This is a genomic window from Roseomonas marmotae (assembly GCF_017654485.1).
In the GTDB taxonomy this organism is placed as follows: Bacteria; Pseudomonadota; Alphaproteobacteria; order Acetobacterales; family Acetobacteraceae; genus Pseudoroseomonas; species Pseudoroseomonas marmotae.
This window is the reverse complement of sequence record NZ_CP061091.1, coordinates 2,052,501-2,070,705: the sequence shown is the minus strand read 5'-3', so window position 1 is coordinate 2,070,705 and position 18,205 is coordinate 2,052,501. Positions and strand designations below refer to the sequence as shown.

The following is an 18,205-nucleotide window of genomic DNA, read 5'->3' as shown; positions in this document are numbered from 1 at the left end:
CCTCCGCTAACCCACTGTTGAACATGATCTCCGCACCCGTGCATCTGGCTGGCGAACGTCTGCTGCTCGACCCGTCCGGCGCCCTCTTCTGGCCCTCCCGTCAGCTCCTGGCGGTGTCCGATCTGCATCTCGAGAAAGGCAGCCATTTCGCCAGCGGCGGACGCTTCGTGCCGCCGTACGATACGCGGGAGACTCTCGCGCGGCTGGCGCCGCTGATGCGCCGCTACAGCCCGCAACGCATCGTCTTCCTGGGCGACAGCTTCCACGATGCCGGCGGTGCCGCGCGGATGCATGCCAGCGACCGCGCGACGCTGATGCATCTGCTGGGCAACCGTCTGGTCACCTGGGTGCTCGGCAACCATGACCCCCAGCCACCCGAGGGCCTGCCGGGCGAGTCGGTGGCGGAGTTCCGCGAAGGCCCCTTCACCTTCCGCCACCAGGGCCTGCCGGGGCGCGAAGCCGGCTTCGAATGCAGCGGTCATTTCCACCCCAAGGCCAGCCTGCCCACGCGCTGCGGGCCGGTGACGCGGCCCTGCTTCCTGGCCGATGCCCGGCGCGTGCTGCTGCCGGCCTTCGGCGCCTATACGGGCGGGTTGGAGATCACGGCGCAGCCCATCGCGGCGCTGTTTCCGCGCGGCGGGCGCGCCTTCCTGCTGGGACGGGACCGCCTCTACAGTGCCGCGGTCGGCCCCATGAAGCATCTGTCGGTGACCGGAAGGCCAGCTGAATCGTTACAGCCGGTATGAGCGGCTCACTCTCCCCCGCCATCCTCTGGTTCCGTGACGACCTCCGGCTGTCGGACAATCCCCCCCTGCATGCGGCGGCCGCGCAGCCGGTGCTCCCTGTCTATGTGCTGGATGACGACGGGGCGGGCACCTGGGCGGCGGGCGGCGCGCAGCGCTGGTGGCTGCATCACAGCCTCGCGGCCCTGACGGACTCCCTGCGCCAGCGGGGCGTGGAGCTCCTGCTGCTGCGTGGCCGGGCGGAGCGGCTGATCCCGGAGCTGGCCGCCCGCCTTGGGGCGCCGGCCGTGAATGCCACGGCCTCCGTCGCCCCCTGGGCCCGCCGGCGCGATGCCGCCGTGGCCGAGGCGCTAGGCCGCCAGGGCCGGGCGCTGCTGCTGCACAACCCCCTTCTTGCGGACCCGGACAGGCTTCGCACCGGCCAGGGCAAGCCCTACAGCGTCTATACGCCCTTCGCCCGTGCCGTGATGAATCTGGGGGAGCCGCCGCCGCCGATCCCTGCCCCGGATGCGCTGCGAGGCACCGGCCGCGACATCCAGGGACTGGCGCTGGACGAACTCGGCCTGCTGCCCCGCGCACCCAATCCCGACTGGGCCAGGGCGTTCCATGACCTCTGGCAGCCCGGCGAGGCGGGCGCCCGGGCACGGCTCGAAGCCTTCCTGGAGGACGCGCTAGGGGATTACCCGGAGGGCCGCAACCGCCCCGGAGAGGATGGCTCCTCCCGCCTCTCGGCCCATCTGCGCTGGGGGGAGATCTCGCCCCGGCAGGTCTGGCATGCGGCCCGCGATGCCGGGCTGCCCGCCACCGCCACCCAGGCCTTCCTGAAGGAGATCCTCTGGCGGGAGTTCGCCCAGCACATGCTCTGGCACCGGCCTGAGATGCCGGAGCAGCCGCTCCACGCCAGCTACGCCTACTTCCCCTACCGGCGGGACGCGGGGACGCAGCGCGCCTGGCGCCGGGGCATCACGGGCTACCCGCTGGTGGATGCGGGGATGCGCCAGCTCTGGCGCCTGGGCTGGATGCACAACCGCGTCCGCATGATCTGTGCCAGCTTCTTCATCAAGCACCTGTTGCAGCCCTGGCAGGATGGCGCCGCCTGGTTCTGGGACACGCTGGTCGATGCCGACCTGGCCAGCAACGCTTTCAACTGGCAGTGGGTGGCGGGCTGCGGTGCCGATGCCGCGCCCTTCTTCCGCGTCTTCAACCCTATCCTGCAGGGCGAGAGCTTCGACCCCCGTGGCGAATACGTCCGGCATTTCGTGCCGGAGCTGGCGCGGCTGCCGGACAAATGGCTGCACCGCCCCTGGGAAGCGCCCGCGGAGGTGCTGCGGACCGCCGGCCTGCGGCTGGGCGAGGATTACCCCTTGCCGGTCATCGACCACGCCACCGGCCGCGCCCGTGCCCTGGAGGCCCTGGCCGAGATGCGGAAGGCCGCCGCATGAACGTCGCCGGCACCGCCCACATCTGGCCCACGCTGGCGACGCTCCGCCCCGCCTTCAAGGGGTTGCGCGTGGTGGGGGATGTGCACGGCGATGCCCATGCCTTCAGCGCCGCCATCGCCGGCGCGCGGGAGAAGCGGCTTTTCACGATCCAGCTCGGCGACCTGACGGATCGTGGCCCGGACAGCGCCGCCACCCTCCGCATGGCGCTTGAGATGGTCGCGGAGCAGCAGGGCCTGTTCCTGCTCGGCAATCACGACCATAAGCTGCGCCGCGCCCTCTCCGGCGCCCTGGTGCGGCCGGACCCGGAAGGGCTGGGCGTGACGCTGGATCAGATCGGCGCCGCACCGGATGCCGATGCGCTGCGGCAGGGCGCGCTGGATGCGATCGGCCAGGCGCCGGCCTGGCTGCGGCTGGGCTCCTGGCTCTTCGTCCATGGCGGCTTCCACCCGCGCATGCTGCGGGAGCCGCCACCGCCCCATGCCGGCAGCAGCAAGCCGGAAGGGCTGGTACCCCGCGCGCTGTTCGGCCAGGTCACCAGCCGCACGCGCATCGATGGCTACCCCGAGCGGCTGCACAACTGGGTGCACCGCATCCCGTCCGGCATCACCGTCTATTGCGGGCACGAGACCCGCAGCGCCGACGGCAGGCCCTATGTCGCCGTATCGGCCGCAGGCGGGCGGGCCGTCTTCCTGGATACCGGTGCGGGCAAGGGCGGCCACCTCTCCTGGATCGACTTGCCCTGGTGAGGAGGGACTAACCCTCCCCCGCCACCAACCCCTGCCGGTCCCGCTTGCGGAGCGACGCGGAGATCCGCCCGGCCTCGGCCTGCAGGGCGCGGAAGGCTTCCTCGGTAAAGCCGATATGGGCCCGCATGGCGGATGCGGCGCTCTCCGCCTCCCCGGCCAGGATGGCGGCGCCGATGGCACGATGCTGCGCCAGGATCTCCCCGCGCAGGCTGTCCCGCTGCCAGTACTGCTCGTGGCTGAAGAGGATGCCCCGGCGCAGCAGACCGGAAAACACCCGCAGCACATGCAGCAGCACGAGGTTGTGGCTGGCCTCATGCACCAGCAGGTGCAGGCGGGTATCGGCCTCCGCCTCCTCCACCGGCCGGGCGCGGAGATGGGCGGCTTCCATATCCGCCAGGCATTCCTCCAGCGCCGCGCGCTCAGGCGGCGTGATGCGGGCGGCGGCCAGGGCGGCCGCCTGCGGCTCGATCAGCCGCCGGTATTCGAAATAGTCCTCCGCCATGCGTGGGCTGGTGCCGAAAAGCCCGGCCAGCGGCGCGGAGAGTGGCGCCAGGAAATCCGCCACCCGTGTGCCGGCACGGGAGGATTCCAGCAGCCCTTTTTCTTCCAGCGCCGCCAGCGCCTCCCGCAGCGAAGGGCGGGAGACCCCCAGGCGTTCCGCCATCTCCCGTTCCGGCGCCAGCCGGTCGCCGGGACGCAGCACGCCTTCCAGCACCAATGCTTCCAGATGCGCGGCGACGGCGCTGGCCAGCGGCGGGGGTCGGATCGGCTGGGTCATGGGGCATGAGAACTCCCTGGTCAAAACTCTTTACCAGACAGCTTCGGGCGGTCAAATTACCCCCGCAGTACAGGACCTTGCCATGCCGCCCGTGACCCATATCGAGGATCTGCGCCGGATCGCCCGCCGCCGCATCCCGCGTGCCATTTTCGACTATGCCGACCGTGGCTCCTATGACGAGGCGAGCCTGCGCGCCAACCGTGAGGACCTGGCGGCACTGAAGCTGCGGCAGCGCGTGATGATCGACGTCTCCGACCGGAACGTCGCCACCACCATGCTGGGCGAGCCTGTCACCATGCCCGTGGGAATCGCCCCCACGGGGCTGACCGGGCTGTTCCATGCGGATGGCGAGATCCTTGGCTGCCGCGCGGCGCAGGCCTTCGGCATCCCCTTCACCCTCTCCACCATGTCCATCTGCTCGATCGAGGATGTGGCGGGGGCGGTGGACAAGCCCTTCTGGTTCCAGCTCTACGTCATGCGTGACCGTGGCTTCAGCCGCTCGCTGGTGGAGCGCGCCATCGCCGCGAATTGCTCGGCGCTGGTGCTGACGCTGGACCTGCAGATCCAGGGCCAGCGGCACCAGGACATCAAGAACGGCCTGGCCGTGCCGCCGAAGCTGACCCTGAAGAACGCGCTGGACATCGCCACCAAGCCGGTCTGGGCGCTGAAGGTGCTGCGCGGCAAGCGCAAGACCTTCGGCAACCTGACCGAGGCGCCCGGCGCCAGGGACGGCATCAGCACGCTGGCGCAATGGACCGCCGGGCAGTTCGACCCATCCCTCTCCTGGAAGGATGTGGAATGGATCCGCTCGATCTGGCCGGGCAAGCTGATCCTGAAGGGCGTGCTGGATGTGGATGACGCCCGTATCGCCGCCAGCGTCGGCGCCGATGCCATGGTGGTTTCCAACCACGGCGGGCGGCAGCTGGATGGCGCCCCCTCCTCCATCTCCATCCTGCCCTCCATCGTCGAGGCGGTGGGCGACAAGACCGAGATCATGTTCGATGGCGGCGTGCGCTCCGGGCAGGATGTGCTGAAGGCCATGGCGCTGGGGGCGAAAAGCTGCCTGATCGGCAAGGCCTGGCTCTATGCCCTGGCAGCGGGCGGACAGCGGGGCGTGACCCAGGCGCTGGAGATCATCCGTAAGGAACTGGATGTCAGCATGGCCCTGACCGGCACGCGCGACGTGCGGAAGGTGACGGCCGAGGTTCTGCATGCCCCGCGCCGGGATGACGTGATCCGTCCGCCCGGCGGGCGTCCTGCCGTCGCCGCCGCCGAATAGGCTTCAAGCGCCGCCCGCGCAGTTGTCACGGCCGGGCGGCGCCTTCCCCCGTTACAGCGGCCGCTTGGCGTGCCACATTGGACGCATGCGTCAATTGCTTCTGCTCCGGCACGCCAAATCGTCCTGGGACGACCCGGCCCTGCCGGACCATGCCCGCCCGCTGAACGCGCGCGGCCGACGCGCGGCGGCCGTCATGGCAGCCGTGATGCGCGACCTGGAACTGGCGCCGGAGGTTGTGCTGGTCTCCTCCGCCCGCCGCACCCTGCAGACGCTGGAGGCACTGGCGCCCCTGGTCGGCAGCCCGATGGTGGAGCCGATGGACGATCTCTACCTCGCGTCCTGGCAGAGGATGCTGGAGGTATTGCGGAGCGTCCCGGAAACCGCGCGCAGCGTGCTGTTGATCGGCCATAACCCCGGCATGCATGACCTGGCCCTGGCCCTGGCCGGGCCGCAAGCGATGACGCATTGCCGCGCGCCCGGCACCCGCCGGCTGGCAGGGAGCTACCCCACCGCCGCGCTGGCCGAGTTCAACCTCGCCGGCCCCTGGCAGGCGTTGACCCAGGGCGAGGCGCGGCTGATCCGGTTCATCGCACCGAACGACCTGCCGGAGATGGCGGTATGAGGCCCGTGGCATGAGCGACCCGGCCGCCATACCCGAAATGCCCGCCCCCGCAGCCCCGCAACCACCGGCCCCGCCGCCAGAGCCATCACCAGAACCGCCACTGGAACTGGAACTGGAGCTGCCGCCGGAGGTTCTGCCGCAGCTCCTCCGCCATCCGGCCCTGGCGGACTGTCCGGGCCTGCGCGCACGCGGCACGGCCGGCGACTGCGTCTGGCTGGATAGCGCCGAAGGCCGCCTGGCGCGGCTGGGCCAGACGGTGGAAGCACCGGGCAAGGGACCGCGCAGGCATCTTCTGGTGCTTCCCCCGCCAGGCTTCTCCCCACCCGGCGCGGCGCCAGTGCTGCTGGCAGAGGATGTGGTAGGGGCGGCGCCGGGCTCGACGGATGGCGAGGTGCTGCTGCCGCTGGCCGCTTTCGAGGGCCGGCGGGTGGAGGCCGAATGCGGCGGGGTGCGGCTGGTGCTGCGCCATGGCAATCTGCGCTGCGTGGCGGCCGAAGCCCCCGTGGCGCGCCTGGTACTGAGTGGCCCGGCGGCGGAGGTACTCTCGCTGGGCAGCGCCCTGGCGCGGGACCTGCCGGTGCTGCCCGCCGTCGCCGGACTGGCGGAGACGGCCCGCGCCCTCTCCCGCCAGGAGCGCCCCCGCCCCCGCCGCCAGGGTCCGCCGGATCTCCACACGGCCGAGACGGTGGAGGAGGCGCTCAGCCTCGCCATCGCGCATCTGACCGAGGTGCTGCTGGCGCAGTCCAGCCGGCTGCTACCGGAGGACAGTCATGAAGGGGTGCACCAGTCCCGTGTCGCGACCCGCCGGCTGCGCTCCTGCCTGAAGCAGTTCCGTCCGGCGCTCGACGGCACGGCGCTGCGGGCGCTGGACGCCATGCTGCGCGACCTTGCCCAGGCCATGGGCGAGGCTCGCGACCTGGATGTCTTCCTGATGAACCTCGGTGCCGAGCTGGAGGCCGCCATCGGCCCTGATGACCGGCGGCTGGGGGCCCTGCTCCGCAAGGCCCGCGCCCGGCGTCAGGCCGCCTATGCGGCCCTGCGGGAGATGCTGACCGGACCCGGCTTCCGCCAGTTGATCTGGGCCGCTGCCCGGCTGTCCGTGTTGCGGGAATGGGGCAGCGACGCGCCGCCCGACCACGACACGAAGCTGCGCCCCTTCGCGGCCGCCACCCTTTCGCGCCGCTGGCGGCGGCTGCGCCGGCGCGGCGAGAAAATCGAGTCGCTGGATGCGGAGGGCCTGCACGAACTGCGGCTGGAGGCGAAGCGTCTTCGTTATGCCGCCGAGCTTTTCGCCCCGCTCTGGCCGGGCAAGACGAGTCGGCGCTTCATCAAGCGGCTCTCCGCCGTGCAGGAGGCCCTGGGGCTGGCGAATGACACGCATGTCGCCCGCGCTCTGGTCGCGGGGTTGGCGGGGCGACACGGCGCGGGCTCCTGGGCCATCGGCTTGGCGGAAGGCTTTGCCCTGGCCAAAGGGGCAGGTGCGCGTTCCAAGGCACTGGCGGCATGGGGCCGGATGCAGGGCATTTCGCGGTTTTGGGACAGCTGAGGCTCAACCTTACAACTCCCTGCTTGAACAGCCTCCGGCCCTGGTCTAACGCTCCGCAGCGTGTTGCACCGTCGTCGAATTTTTCGTTCTGCGTATTCTCCCCCCAGCCGATGGAGGGCCGTGCTGATTGGCGCCGCCGTCTCTTTCGCCGGCCTCGCGCTGGTCGGTCTGGGGCTTCCCACCAACCTCTTCGGCTCTGCCCCCGCCGAGCAGGACTGGACCGTTCCGGCCGCCAGTGTGCGCGTGGTGGATGGCGACACCCTCCGGCTGGACGACCGCGTGATACGCCTTTCCGGCCTGCTTTCCCCTGAGCGGGGACAGACCTGCCGGACCGCCCAGGGCGCCGGTTTCGACTGCGGCGCCATGGCGGCGCAGGCGCTGGCGCGGCTGGTGCAGGGGCGTGACCTGACCTGCCATCTGCGCGGGCGCGACCGCTTCGGCCGGGCCACGGGCATCTGTCAGACGGGTGATGTGACGCTCAACGCTGCGCTGGTTTCCTCCGGCTGGGCTCTTGCGGAGAATGAAACACTGGCGCCGCTGGAAGCAGCCGCGCGGCAAGGTGGCCAGGGCCTGTGGTCAAACCTGTCGGGTGCGCCGGAGGCCTGGCGACAAAGGCGCTGAATTTGGCACCTCAAGCGCTGCCCGGCCACGCCGCGCCCGGACCACTATTCCGAGCCTCCGGGCCGGATTTACAATCCCATGAAGCGTTGCCTATCTTGCGCTGCATCATAGCGGCGTCGCCCTACGCGGCACCGCCCCCCCAGAGGAAGACGCCATGAGCAACTCGGCAAAAGGCACCGTCACAGTCACCCTAGATGGATCCGGCAAAAGCACGACCCTTCCGCTGATCCACGGGACCATCGGCCCGGATGTCTTCGACATCCGCAAGCTCTACAGCGATCTCGGCGTCTTCACCTTCGATCCCGGCTACGGCGGCACGGCGGCCTGCGAAAGCAACATCACCTATATCGATGGTGACGAAGGTGTTCTGCTCTATCGCGGCTACCCGATCGAGCAGCTGGCCGAGAAAAGCAACTTCCTCGAGGTTTCCTACCTGCTGCTCAACGGCGAGTTGCCGACGCCGGAGCAGATGAAGGTATTCCAGCACGGCGTCACCATGCACACCATGGTGCATGAGCAGCTGCGCCGCTTCTTCGACGGCTTCCGCCGCGACGCACACCCGATGGCGATCCTCTGCGGTGTCGTCGGCGCCCTGTCGGCTTTCTACCATGACAGCCTGGACATCAACGACCCGGCGCAGCGCGAGATCAGCGCCTTCCGCCTGATCGCCAAGGTGCCGACCATCGCCGCCTGGGCCTACAAGTATTCTATCGGCCAGCCCTTCATGTACCCGCGGAACGATCTCAGCTACGCTGAGAACTTCCTGTACATGCTGAACGCCGTGCCGGCGGAGGAATGGAAGCCGAACCCCGTCCTCTCCCGCGCCATGGACCGCATCCTGGTCCTGCATGCGGACCACGAGCAGAATGCCTCCACCTCCACGGTGCGCCTGGCGGGCTCGACCGGCGCCAATCCCTTCGCCTGCGTCGCCGCCGGCATCGCCGCGCTCTGGGGTCCCGCGCATGGCGGCGCCAATGAGGCGGTGCTGAAGATGCTTGGCGAAATCGGCAGCGTCGACAACATCCCGGCCTTCATCGAGAAGGTGAAGGACAAGAACAGCGGCGTGAAGCTGATGGGCTTCGGGCACCGCGTCTACAAGAACTTCGACCCGCGCGCGAAGATCATGCAGGCGACCTGCCACGAGGTTCTGAGCGAGCTGGGCATCAAGGACGAGCCGCTGCTCGACCTCGCCATGGCGCTGGAGAAGATCGCGCTGGAGGACGATTATTTCGTCAGCCGCAAGCTCTACCCGAATGTGGACTTCTATTCCGGCATCATCCTGAAGGCGATGGGCATCCCGACCCACATGTTCACCGTGCTCTTCGCGGTGGCGCGCACCGTGGGCTGGGTGAGCCAGTGGAAGGAGATGATCGAGGACCCGTCCCAGCGCATCGGCCGCCCGCGCCAGATCTATCTGGGCGCCGAGGCGCGGGACTATCCCGCCTCCCGTTAAGGCCTCGCCGGCGGTTCGCAAGAACATCCCGGCTTTCGGACCCCGCCCGGCGCAAGCTTGGCGGGGTTTTATTTTCGGATCATCCTGATGATGGGACACTACCTTAGGAAAATAATACAAGTCTTTGTAAATACGTATGATACTGACTGATGAACGGAAGTTCTGATCCATCATCATGAGGCGCTCGATTACGTAGCCGCAAAAATTTGATTGAGCCCCCTTGATCACAAACACGCGATTATGTTCATGTCGTTAAAGTTATATTCTAGGGGCGATATTCATCCCATGGTTGAGATCGACAGGCCGGAACTCACCTATCGCTCGCTCGATGACCTCGTGCGCCGTCGTCTCCGCAACTGGCCCCAACGCCCGCCAGGTGCCCTCGATACGCCGAAGCAACGGGGTGTATGGCTGCGAGCCCGTCCGGGAGAGCCGGATTCCACCCTCCAGCCTTTCCTGCGCCTGCCTGGCTCGCACCGCCTGCGGACCATGCCGGACGGGCTCTGGTTACATTTCAGCCCCGACCCCGGCGACGCCTATTGCGACATCCTCTGCATCGAGGCCTGTTCAACACTGCAGAACCTGCTCGACAAACGCTCCCGCTTCGCGCCTTCCACCATATCGTTGCTGGCGGTCTGCCCGGTGCCCTGGCTCAACGCCACTGTCATGCCGGAGCAGGGAGGAGCAGGACGGGCGCTGCCCCGCTGGAAGATGATCCGGCTGCTCAAGGAGGAGCCACAGGCGCCGCTGGTCCTGCCGGTGCGGGACGTACGGGTGCTCTACGGCCTGAAGCCACGTCAGTATGACGGCTTCGCCCGGACACAGATGCCGCAGGCCCATGAATACTTCTGCCCCATGGACGCGCTGACGGATGAGTGCGGACACAGTAACCCGGATATGCGGGCGTTGATCTCCCGCGCCTCAGGGGCCGCCAATTTCATGCGCCTGCCCTGGTGATCACGAAGGCGAGGTGCCTCTTCCATGGCCTCGCCGGTCACCCCGGGCCATCCATGCCGCAACTCCTCCGTCCCCAGGCGGGTTTATGGAAGGAGGAGGACCACCCATGTCCAAAGACGCTACATATGAAGGCCTGAAGAACTGGGGCCGCGGCCCTTCCAGCGGCCGGCCGGACAGCGTCGGCTCGCACGACATTCTAGAGGATCAGAACGACCCGGATGCCAAGGGCCTTGATCCCAATAAGGACTACAAAGGCGGCGGCGCCGGCAATGGCCCCAATACTGGCCTGGGCGTGAACGGCGAGTCCACCAAGGGGCCCGTGAATATCGGGGTCAAGAAGTAGGACGGCGCGGCCGCTTCCACAGCCTCGGCCGCCAGGTTCCGGAGGGCGCGGCACCCGGCGACGCAGACATGCCCCGCCGGGTGCCGCCCCTTATTCACCCTGAGCGGAAATGCACGCCAGCCGGGCTGGCCGCGATCAAGCCTGGATAGGCTTCAGCCCCCGCTCGATCTCCGCCCGGCGCGGCTCCAGGAACGGCGGCAGGGCCAGACGCTCACCCAGCGCCTCCATCGGCTCGTCAGTCGCGAAGCCGGGCCCGTCCGTGGCGATCTCATAGAGGATGCCTGAGGGCTCCCGCACATACAGGCTGCGGAAATAATAGCGGTCCACGGGGCCGCTCGAACGCAGGCCCAGGGTTTCAAAGCGCCTGACCCAGTATTCGTATTCATCATCCCGCACGCGGAAGGCGACGTGGTGCACGCTGCCAGCGCCCGGCTGGTGGTGCGGCAGGCCGGGCTCGACGCGCATGTGCAACTCCGCGGCCGGACCGCCCTCCCCCATGGCATAGACGCGTGTCGTCACGCCATCGGCACCTTCGGCCACATGATCCAGCCGCATCGCCATGACCTTGGTGGCGAAAGCATCGGACTGCTCGGGCCGCGCGACACTCATGGTAATGGGGCCGAGGCCGCGAATCTGCCATTCGGCCGGCGCCGGGCTCCGCTCCCAGGGATGCGCCGGGCCGCTGCCGCCATCATCGATCAGGGCCAGCCGCTGCCCCTCGAAATCCTCGAAGGGCAGTTCCAGCCGGCCATCCACCTCGGCCACCGGGCCATGCGGTACCTGATGCTCCTCCAGGCGCCCGGCCCAGTATTCCAGGGCGCCGGCGCCATTCACCCGCAGCGCCGTGCGGGTGATGCTGTTGGTGCCGCGCCGCTCCGGCGAGGTCGGCCAGTCGAAGAAGGTCAGGTCGGTGCCGGGTGTCGCCTGCCCATCCGCGTAGAAGAGATGGTAGGCGCTGACATCGTCCTGGTTGACGCTTTTCTTCACCAGCCGCATGCCAAGGATGCGGGTGTAGAAATCGTGGTTGCCACGCGCGTCGGCCGAGATGGCCGTCAGGTGGTGAATGCCATGGAGCTGCATCGCTCTTCCTTTCGCGCCTTTCGGCCTCTGGCAGTTGGGTCAGGCCGCGCGGCCACGGACCAGCGCGGCGGTCACCTCTGCGACATGGCGGCCCTGGCTCTGCGCCATACCCAGTTCAGCCTCGGTTGGCAGCCGGGAGCCATCGCCATTCGCGATCGTGGAGGCGCCATAGGGCGTGCCGCCGGAGACGGCGGAGACATCCGTCAGGCGCTTATCGGTATAGGGCAGGCCCACGATGATCATGCCGAAATGCATCAGATTGACGATGGTGGAGAGGATGGTCGTTTCCTGCCCGCCGTGCTGGCTGGCGGTCGAGGTGAAGACCGAGCCGACCTTGCCCACCAGCTTGTCCTGGAACCAGAGCCCGCCGGTCTGGTCGAGGAAGTTGGCCATCTGGCTGGGCATACGGCCGTAGCGGGTGGGCGTACCGATGATGATGGCGTCGTAGTCGACCAGTTCATTGACCGTCGCGACCGGGGCGGGCTGGTCCAGCTTGAAATGGGCGTTCCTGGCCACCTCCTCCGGCACCAGCTCCGGCACACGCTTCACCACCAGCTCTACACCGGGCACGGTGAGCGCACCCTCGGCCACGGCGTTCGCCATGGTCTCGATATGGCCGTAGCTGGAATAATACAGGACAAGGATCTTGGGCATTTCGGGTTCTTTCGGGGTCTTGTGCTGTCGACAACCTCGCTGTTCCGGCGTTCGCCAACAAGCTCTTGAATGGGAACGCTCCGTTCTCTAATCACGAACGATGCGGCTCGATGCGGATGACCTCGCCACCTTTGTGCAAGTCGTGGATTGCGGCACCCTGACCGCCGCGGCACTGCGGCTGGGGCTGGCGAAGTCGGTCGTCAGCAAACGTGTGGCGGCGCTGGAGGCACAGTTGGGCGTCCGGCTGCTGCACCGCGCGCCCCGACGCATGACGGCGACCGAGGCCGGCGCTCTGCTGCATGCCCGCGCCCGCACCCTGCTGGCGCAGCTGGACAGCCTGGCGGAGGATATCTCGGCCCAGGCCGGCACGCTGCGCGGCAGCATCCGCATGGCCGGGCCCATGAGCTTCGGAACACGCTGCCTCGGCCCCGCCATCTCCAGCTTCATGTGCCGCTATGAGCAGATCGAGATTTCGCTGGACCTTGATGACCGGCATGTGGACCTGCTGGCCGGGGGCTACGACCTGGCGGTGCGGATCGGCCGGCTTGGCGATTCATCGTTACGGTCGCGCCGCCTGGGCACCAGCCACCGGGTGCTCTGCTGCTCGGCCGGCTATGCGGAGCGGGTGGGGCTGCCTCAGTCGCTGGAGGATCTCTCCACCCATGCCTGCCTGGGTTATGCCAATGTTCCCTCCGGCCATATCTGGCGCTTCATGCCAAAGGGTGGCGGCGAGCATCGCTCGGTCGTGGTCCGCGGGCGCTTGACGGTCAACACCGGGGAGGCGCTGCTGGACGCCGCGCGGGCGGGGCTGGGGCTGACCATGCTGCCCAGCTTCATGGTGGGACAAGAAGTGGCGGCGGGCCAGCTGATGCCTGTGTCGCTTCCCGGCTGGGTGCCGGTGCCCGACATCATCCATGTCGTCTATCCGGAAACCCCGATGCTGCCGCTGAAGCTGCGTGCCTTGATCGAGCATCTGGCGGGCGCAATCACCGAGCCTTTTCCATGGGACACCGCCCTTGCCCTGCAGGCGCTACCACCGCGCCCTCCAAAGCGTTAAGAGTATAGCGACGGCCTTTCAGGAAGTAATTCAATGCAGCTGACGGACGAACAAGTCGAGACGGCCGAAGCGCAGGGATGCCGCTTCATCCCGGCTACCGAGGCGCAGGTGCGGCAGTTCTCGATGCAACGCCGCGTCTTCCAGATCGGGGGCCAGCCTTATCTGGCGGCGCGTGCGGACGGCTTCTATGAAACGGCGGGCACGCTGATGGCGCTGATCGCCGAGGCGATGCAGCGGCGCGAGAAGATCGTGCCACCAGCACCAGCACCAACACCAGCCGCTGAGGCTGAGGCTGAGGCTGAGGCTGAGGCTGAGGCTGAGGCTGAGGCTGAGGCTGAGGCTGAGGCTGAGGCTGAGAAGGCTCCGCCTATTTCCGGGGAAGCGCCAGTGCTGGAAGCACCGGCTTCGGTCGCGGAGGAAGCTGCTCTGCCGCCCTCCCCCGCCGTTTCCGCTCCGCCGCCAGCCGCGCAGGCCGATGCTGCTTCGCGCCCGCCCCCGTCCGTCCTGCTCACAGCCATGGCCACCATTGCCGAGGGCTATATGCGCGGGCATCAGATGGATGCGGCACAGCTCTCCGCGCTGCTGTCCACGGTGCATCGTTCCCTGGCTGGACTGAACCAGCGCTGAGACGCTGCCACTGGCAGCGGGGCCTGGGCGGGACCATCTCTGCGGCATTCTGATGCCGGAGGTTCGATGCACGCCGTTTTCGCCAGCCTGTTGCTGCCGTTCCAGCAGATCGGCGATCCCGCCTTTCGCTGGCCATTGCTGAAAGGCATCGGCGGCGCTGTGCTAGCCTTCGCGGGGCTGGTTTGGCTCGCGGATTGGGGTGTGGCCTCTCTGGTGGGCGGTGGCGGGTGGCTCGCGGCAGTTGCGGGGCTTCTTGGTGGCCTTCTGGTTCTGATCTCCGCCATCTGGCTCTTTGTGCCCGTGGCGCTGGCGATCGCGGGGATCTTCCTGGATGAGGTGGCGGAAGCTGTGGAGCACCGCCATTATCCCGGCCTTCCACCAGCGGAGGGGTCTTCCCTGCACGGGCAGGTCTGGGCCGGTCTGATGCTGGGCCTGAAGATGCTGGGTGTAACCATCCTGGTACTGCCTGTGACGATCTTGATGCCGCCACTGGGAACACTGGCTTTCTGGGCCATTGCCACCGTCTCGCTCGGCTATGGCCTGTTCGATGGCGTGGCGCAGCGGCGCATGTCGGTGGAGCAGTCGCGCATCCTGCGCCGCGCATTGCGTTTCCCTGTGCTGGCCTTGGGCGGAGTGCTCGCGGCGCTGTCCCTGGTGCCGATCGTCAACCTGATGGTGCCGGTGCTCGGCACCGCGGCCATGACGCATCTGCTGCACCGCGCCAGCACCACGCCACGGACGCGCGCACCCACAAAGGCCCTGAAGGCTTAGGCTTCCAGGAATTCCAGCAAGAGGCGCAGCACATCCTCCGGCCGTTCCTCCTGCAGGGTATGTCCGCAGTCCAGAGCCTGCCCGCGCACATCCGTGGCCTTTTCCTGCCAGGTGGCGAGCACGTCATAGAGCTGGCCGACGGTTCCCTTGGCCCCCCAAAGCGCCAGGAGCGGCGCGGTCACGCGTCGTTCTGCGTCTGCGGCATCATGCTCCAGATCGATCGTGGCGGCCGCGCGATAATCCTCGCAGATGGCGTGTCTGGTCGCCGGATCGTTGTAGCAGCGGAGATACTCCGCGAAGACGGCCTCGCTTGTCGCGCCGGGGGTTTTGCTCTGCCCATCGATATGGGTACGCAGGAAGAACTCTGGGTCGGCGGCAATCAGACGCTCAGGCAGAGGTGCCGGCTGGATCAGGAAAAACCACCAGAAGTAGCGGGTGGCGAATTCCTTATCCGTGCGCGCGTACATGGTAGCCGTGGGGGCGATATCGAATACTGCCAGGCGCTGCACGGCCTGGGGATAGTCCAGGGCCATACGATGCGCGACACGGCCACCGCGATCATGCCCGACCACAACGAAGCGGTCGAAACCAAGCGCGGCCATCAACTCGACCTGATCCTGCGCCATGGCCCGTTTGCTATAATTCACATGACCTGGGCCGCCGGGTGGCTTCGAGGAATCGCCGTAGCCACGCAGGTCGGCAGCAACAACAGTGAAGCGTTCGGCCAGGCGTGGCGCGATCTTGCCCCAGGTGAGATGCGTCTGTGGATGGCCGTGCAGCAGCAGAAGCGGTGGCCCGTTACCCCCCATTGAAGCACGGATGCGCGCGCCACTGGTCTCCAGGTCGCGTTGCATGAAGCCTGGAATAAGGCTGGGCGGCAGGGTCATGGCGATTCCACCGAACCTAGAGGCTGTTATGAACCACTCATAACATGCTGGATCTGCTCGGCCTTCCGCAGGTAGGTCCGCTGGGGAAGGCCAGCAAAATCAGTTCTCTAGCACCAGGTTCATAACAGCCTCTAGATAGAGGAGTGCTCCACGATAGAGCATGCCTTCACATCATGCCCTGAGAACGTCAGGTAACCTGATCCCTCACGGTGCGCGTTCTGGTTCTGGTGGTTTGGCGGCCCATTGGACATGGCAAATCCGCCCTGTGCGTGATGCACTGGGGCGGTTTGGTATGTTTGTTATTTGATGTTGGATGCGGGGACAGGATTTGAACCTGTGACCTTCAGGTTATGAGCCTGACGAGCTACCGGGCTGCTCCACCCCGCGGTGGTGTGTGTATTTGTGCTGTTTGTTGGATGAACGGTCCGGCTTGGTGGCCCGGCGGCGACCTACTCTCCCGTGCCTTGAGACACAGTACCATGGGCGCTGGGGCGTTTCACGGCCGAGTTCGGGATGGGATCGGGTGTAGCAGCCTCGCGATGGCCACCGGGCCACCGAGCCGGATCGTTCTCCATTGGCAGCACAGATGCTGATGAATGGGAGTTGGTGATATCTGTATTGAGTGTTGAGTGAGTGTGTCGCGGTTGGATGCTGCGTGCGGTGTCGTGTTGCCACGACAGCGGTGCAGATGAATGAGATCGATCGGGCTATTAGGACCGCTCGGCTGAGGCCATTACTGACCTTTCACCTGCGGCCTATCGACGTGATGGTCTATCACGGCCCTTAGGGAGACCTCGTTTAGAGGCTGGTTTCCCGCTTAGATGCCTTCAGCGGTTATCCGTTCCATACTTAGCTACCCAGCGATGCCGCGGGCGCGACAACTGGTACACCAGAGGTATGTCCATCCCGGTCCTCTCGTACTAGGGACAGATCCTCGCAAGTCTCCTACACCCATGGCAGATAGGGACCGAACTGTCTCACGACGTTCTAAACCCAGCTCACGTACCGCTTTAATCGGCGAACAGCCGAACCCTTGGGACCTGCTCCAGCCCCGGGATGCGATGAGCCGACATCGAGGTGCCAAACCTCCCCGTCGATGTGGACTCTTGGGGGAGATCAGCCTGTTATCCCTAGAGTACCTTTTATCCGTTGAGCGATGGCCCTTCCACGCGGGACCACCGGATCACTAAGGCCGACTTTCGTCTCTGTTCGCGCTGTCGCGCTCACAGTCAGGCGGGCTTATGCCTTTGCACTCAACAGCCGATGTCCGACCGGCTTGAGCCCACCATCGCGCGCCTCCGTTACACTTTAGGAGGCGACCGCCCCAGTCAAACTGCCCGCCACGCAGGGTCCCGACCCCAGATAAATGGGGCTCGGTTAGATGCCAGAAAGGCGCAGGGTGGTATTTCAAGGATGGCTCCACCAAAGCTGGCGCCCCGGTTTCATAGCCTCCCACCTATCCTACACAGCCCCTTCCTGGCACCACTGCGAAGTTGCAGTAAAGGTTCATAGGGTCTTTCCGTCTGACCACGGGTACCCCGCATCTTCACGGGGAATTCAATTTCGCTGAGCCCATGCTGGAGACAGTGGGGAGGTCGTTACGCCATTCGTGCAGGTCGGAACTTACCCGACAAGGAATTTCGCTACCTTAGGACCGTTATAGTTACGGCCGCCGTTTACCGGGGCTTCGGTTCGATGCTTGCACATCTCCCCTTAACCTTCCGGCACCGGGCAGGCGTCAGACCCTATACGTCATCTCTCGATTTCGCAGAGCCCTGTGTTTTTACTAAACAGTCGCCACCCCCTGGTCTGTGCCACCCCACCCTGGTTGCCCAAGATGGGGTCTCGCTTATCCCGAAGTTACGCGAGTAATTTGCCTAGTTCCTTCAGCATGGTTCTCTCAAGCGCCTCGGTATACTCAACCAGTCCACCTGTGTCGGTTTCGGGTACGGACCATATGCTAGAGCTATTTCCTGGACCGATCCGGCAGCCCCTCCAATCCAATAAGGAGGAACAACGGTTCACGGCCGTCACTTCTAGCGGGCTCAGGAATATTCACCTGATTTCCATCGGCTACGGCTGTCGCCCTCGCCTTAGGGACCGGCTCACCCTGCGCGGATTGGCCTTGCGCAGGAACCCTTGGACTTTCGGCGAGAGGGGTTCTCACCCTCTTTGTCGCTACTCATGTCCGCATTCGCACTTCCGATACCTCCAGGAGCCCTCACGGGTCTCCCTTCGCAGGCTTACGGAACGCTCCGCTACCACGCATCATTGCTGATGCATCCACAGCTTCGGTAAGTGGCTTGAGCCCCGTTACATTTTCGCCGCAAAACAGCTATTAGACCAGTGAGCTATTACGCTTTCTTTAAAGGATGGCTGCTTCTAAGCCAACCTCCTGGTTGTTTTGGCCGTCTCACATGCTTTCCCACTTAGCCACTATTTGGGGACCTTAGCTGGTGGTCTGGGCTGTTTCCCTCTCGACAATGGACCTTAGCACCCACTGTCTGTCTGCCAGGTAGCACTCACCGGCATTCGGAGTTCGGTAGGGTTTGGTAGGACTTTGGGTCCCCCTAGCCCTTCCGGTGCTCTACCTCCGGCG

17 protein-coding genes, 1 tRNA gene and 2 rRNA genes (1 of these 20 running past the window's edge) are annotated in these 18,205 nt (G+C 66.4%); 13 read left to right on the top strand and 7 right to left on the bottom strand.

What is annotated here, in order from left to right:
* Positions 1–23 precede the first annotated feature (23 nt).
* From pdeM to IAI58_RS09790, 3 genes are read left to right on the top strand one after another with little or no spacing between them, the layout of a single operon-like run.
* Positions 24–746 carry a ligase-associated DNA damage response endonuclease PdeM gene (pdeM, locus tag IAI58_RS09800; RefSeq protein WP_207445859.1) on the top strand — a complete coding sequence of 241 codons (723 nt, stop codon included), beginning with the start codon at positions 24–26 and terminating at the stop codon, positions 744–746.
* Complete coding sequence (locus IAI58_RS09795; protein WP_207445858.1) at positions 743–2,185, top strand: cryptochrome/photolyase family protein; 1,443 nt, start codon at positions 743–745, stop codon at positions 2,183–2,185. Before pdeM ends, IAI58_RS09795 begins: the two co-directional genes overlap by 4 nt.
* A complete protein-coding gene (locus tag IAI58_RS09790; protein WP_207445857.1) occupies positions 2,182–2,931 on the top strand; it encodes a metallophosphoesterase in 750 nt (249 codons plus the stop codon). Before IAI58_RS09795 ends, IAI58_RS09790 begins: the two co-directional genes overlap by 4 nt.
* A 7-nt stretch (positions 2,932–2,938) precedes the next feature.
* On the opposite strand, the gene IAI58_RS09785 is transcribed toward IAI58_RS09790, so the two are convergent.
* Positions 2,939–3,709, bottom strand: coding sequence for a FadR/GntR family transcriptional regulator (locus IAI58_RS09785; protein ID WP_207445856.1), 771 nt, complete (start codon positions 3,707–3,709; stop codon positions 2,939–2,941).
* A gap of 82 nt (positions 3,710–3,791) precedes the next feature.
* On the opposite strand from IAI58_RS09785, the gene IAI58_RS09780 reads away from it, so the two are divergent.
* The 7 genes from IAI58_RS09780 (at position 3,792) to IAI58_RS09750 (ending at position 10,530) form a co-directional block, all read left to right on the top strand.
* The gene (locus IAI58_RS09780) at positions 3,792–4,988 is read left to right on the top strand and encodes an alpha-hydroxy acid oxidase (RefSeq protein ID WP_207445855.1); all 1,197 of its coding nucleotides are present in this window, start codon (positions 3,792–3,794) and stop codon (positions 4,986–4,988) included.
* An 85-nt stretch (positions 4,989–5,073) separates the two neighbouring features.
* A complete protein-coding gene (locus IAI58_RS09775; RefSeq protein WP_207445854.1) occupies positions 5,074–5,610 on the top strand; it encodes a SixA phosphatase family protein in 537 nt (178 codons plus the stop codon).
* 10 nt (positions 5,611–5,620) lie between these two features.
* The gene (locus tag IAI58_RS09770) at positions 5,621–7,156 is read left to right on the top strand and encodes a CYTH and CHAD domain-containing protein (protein ID WP_207445853.1); all 1,536 of its coding nucleotides are present in this window, start codon (positions 5,621–5,623) and stop codon (positions 7,154–7,156) included.
* A gap of 120 nt (positions 7,157–7,276) precedes the next feature.
* Entirely contained in the window at positions 7,277–7,777 is a 501-nt protein-coding gene (locus IAI58_RS09765) for a thermonuclease family protein (RefSeq protein ID WP_207445852.1), read from the top strand.
* Between the two features lie 154 nt (positions 7,778–7,931).
* The gene (gltA, locus tag IAI58_RS09760; RefSeq protein WP_207445851.1) at positions 7,932–9,230 is read left to right on the top strand and encodes a citrate synthase; all 1,299 of its coding nucleotides are present in this window, start codon (positions 7,932–7,934) and stop codon (positions 9,228–9,230) included.
* 285 nt (positions 9,231–9,515) lie between these two features.
* Positions 9,516–10,187, top strand: coding sequence for a hypothetical protein (locus IAI58_RS09755; RefSeq protein WP_207445850.1), 672 nt, complete (start codon positions 9,516–9,518; stop codon positions 10,185–10,187).
* A 106-nt stretch (positions 10,188–10,293) separates the two neighbouring features.
* Positions 10,294–10,530, top strand: coding sequence for a hypothetical protein (locus tag IAI58_RS09750; RefSeq protein ID WP_207445849.1), 237 nt, complete (start codon positions 10,294–10,296; stop codon positions 10,528–10,530).
* A 135-nt stretch (positions 10,531–10,665) separates the two neighbouring features.
* Here IAI58_RS09750 and IAI58_RS09745 read toward each other — a convergent pair whose 3' ends face one another.
* Positions 10,666–11,610 carry a ring-cleaving dioxygenase gene (locus IAI58_RS09745; RefSeq protein WP_208775924.1) on the bottom strand — a complete coding sequence of 315 codons (945 nt, stop codon included), beginning with the start codon at positions 11,608–11,610 and terminating at the stop codon, positions 10,666–10,668.
* Between the two features lie 39 nt (positions 11,611–11,649).
* The gene (gene wrbA / locus IAI58_RS09740; RefSeq protein ID WP_207445847.1) at positions 11,650–12,264 is read right to left on the bottom strand and encodes an NAD(P)H:quinone oxidoreductase; all 615 of its coding nucleotides are present in this window, start codon (positions 12,262–12,264) and stop codon (positions 11,650–11,652) included.
* A gap of 100 nt (positions 12,265–12,364) precedes the next feature.
* Here wrbA and IAI58_RS09735 point away from each other — a divergent pair, with 100 nt between their 5' ends.
* The 3 genes from IAI58_RS09735 (at position 12,365) to IAI58_RS09725 (ending at position 14,719) form a co-directional block, all read left to right on the top strand.
* Positions 12,365–13,321, top strand: a complete 957-nt coding sequence (locus IAI58_RS09735) for a LysR family transcriptional regulator (protein WP_207445846.1) — start codon at positions 12,365–12,367, stop codon at positions 13,319–13,321.
* 33 nt (positions 13,322–13,354) lie between these two features.
* On the top strand, positions 13,355–13,948 hold the full coding sequence (locus IAI58_RS09730; protein ID WP_208775923.1) for a hypothetical protein: 594 nt from the start codon (positions 13,355–13,357) through the stop codon (positions 13,946–13,948).
* A 66-nt stretch (positions 13,949–14,014) separates the two neighbouring features.
* Entirely contained in the window at positions 14,015–14,719 is a 705-nt protein-coding gene (locus IAI58_RS09725) for an EI24 domain-containing protein (RefSeq protein WP_207445844.1), read from the top strand.
* On the opposite strand, the gene IAI58_RS09720 is transcribed toward IAI58_RS09725, so the two are convergent.
* From IAI58_RS09720 to IAI58_RS09705, 4 genes are all read right to left on the bottom strand, one after another.
* The gene (locus tag IAI58_RS09720; protein WP_207445843.1) at positions 14,716–15,606 is read right to left on the bottom strand and encodes an alpha/beta fold hydrolase; all 891 of its coding nucleotides are present in this window, start codon (positions 15,604–15,606) and stop codon (positions 14,716–14,718) included. The genes IAI58_RS09725 and IAI58_RS09720 overlap by 4 nt on opposite strands.
* Before the next feature lie 310 nt (positions 15,607–15,916).
* Positions 15,917–15,993, bottom strand: a tRNA-Met gene (locus IAI58_RS09715).
* A gap of 49 nt (positions 15,994–16,042) precedes the next feature.
* A 5S ribosomal RNA gene (rrf, locus tag IAI58_RS09710) occupies positions 16,043–16,157 on the bottom strand.
* Positions 16,158–16,295: 138 nt separating this feature from the next.
* Positions 16,296–18,205: ribosomal RNA gene (locus tag IAI58_RS09705) — 23S ribosomal RNA — on the bottom strand (it continues 829 nt past the right edge of the window).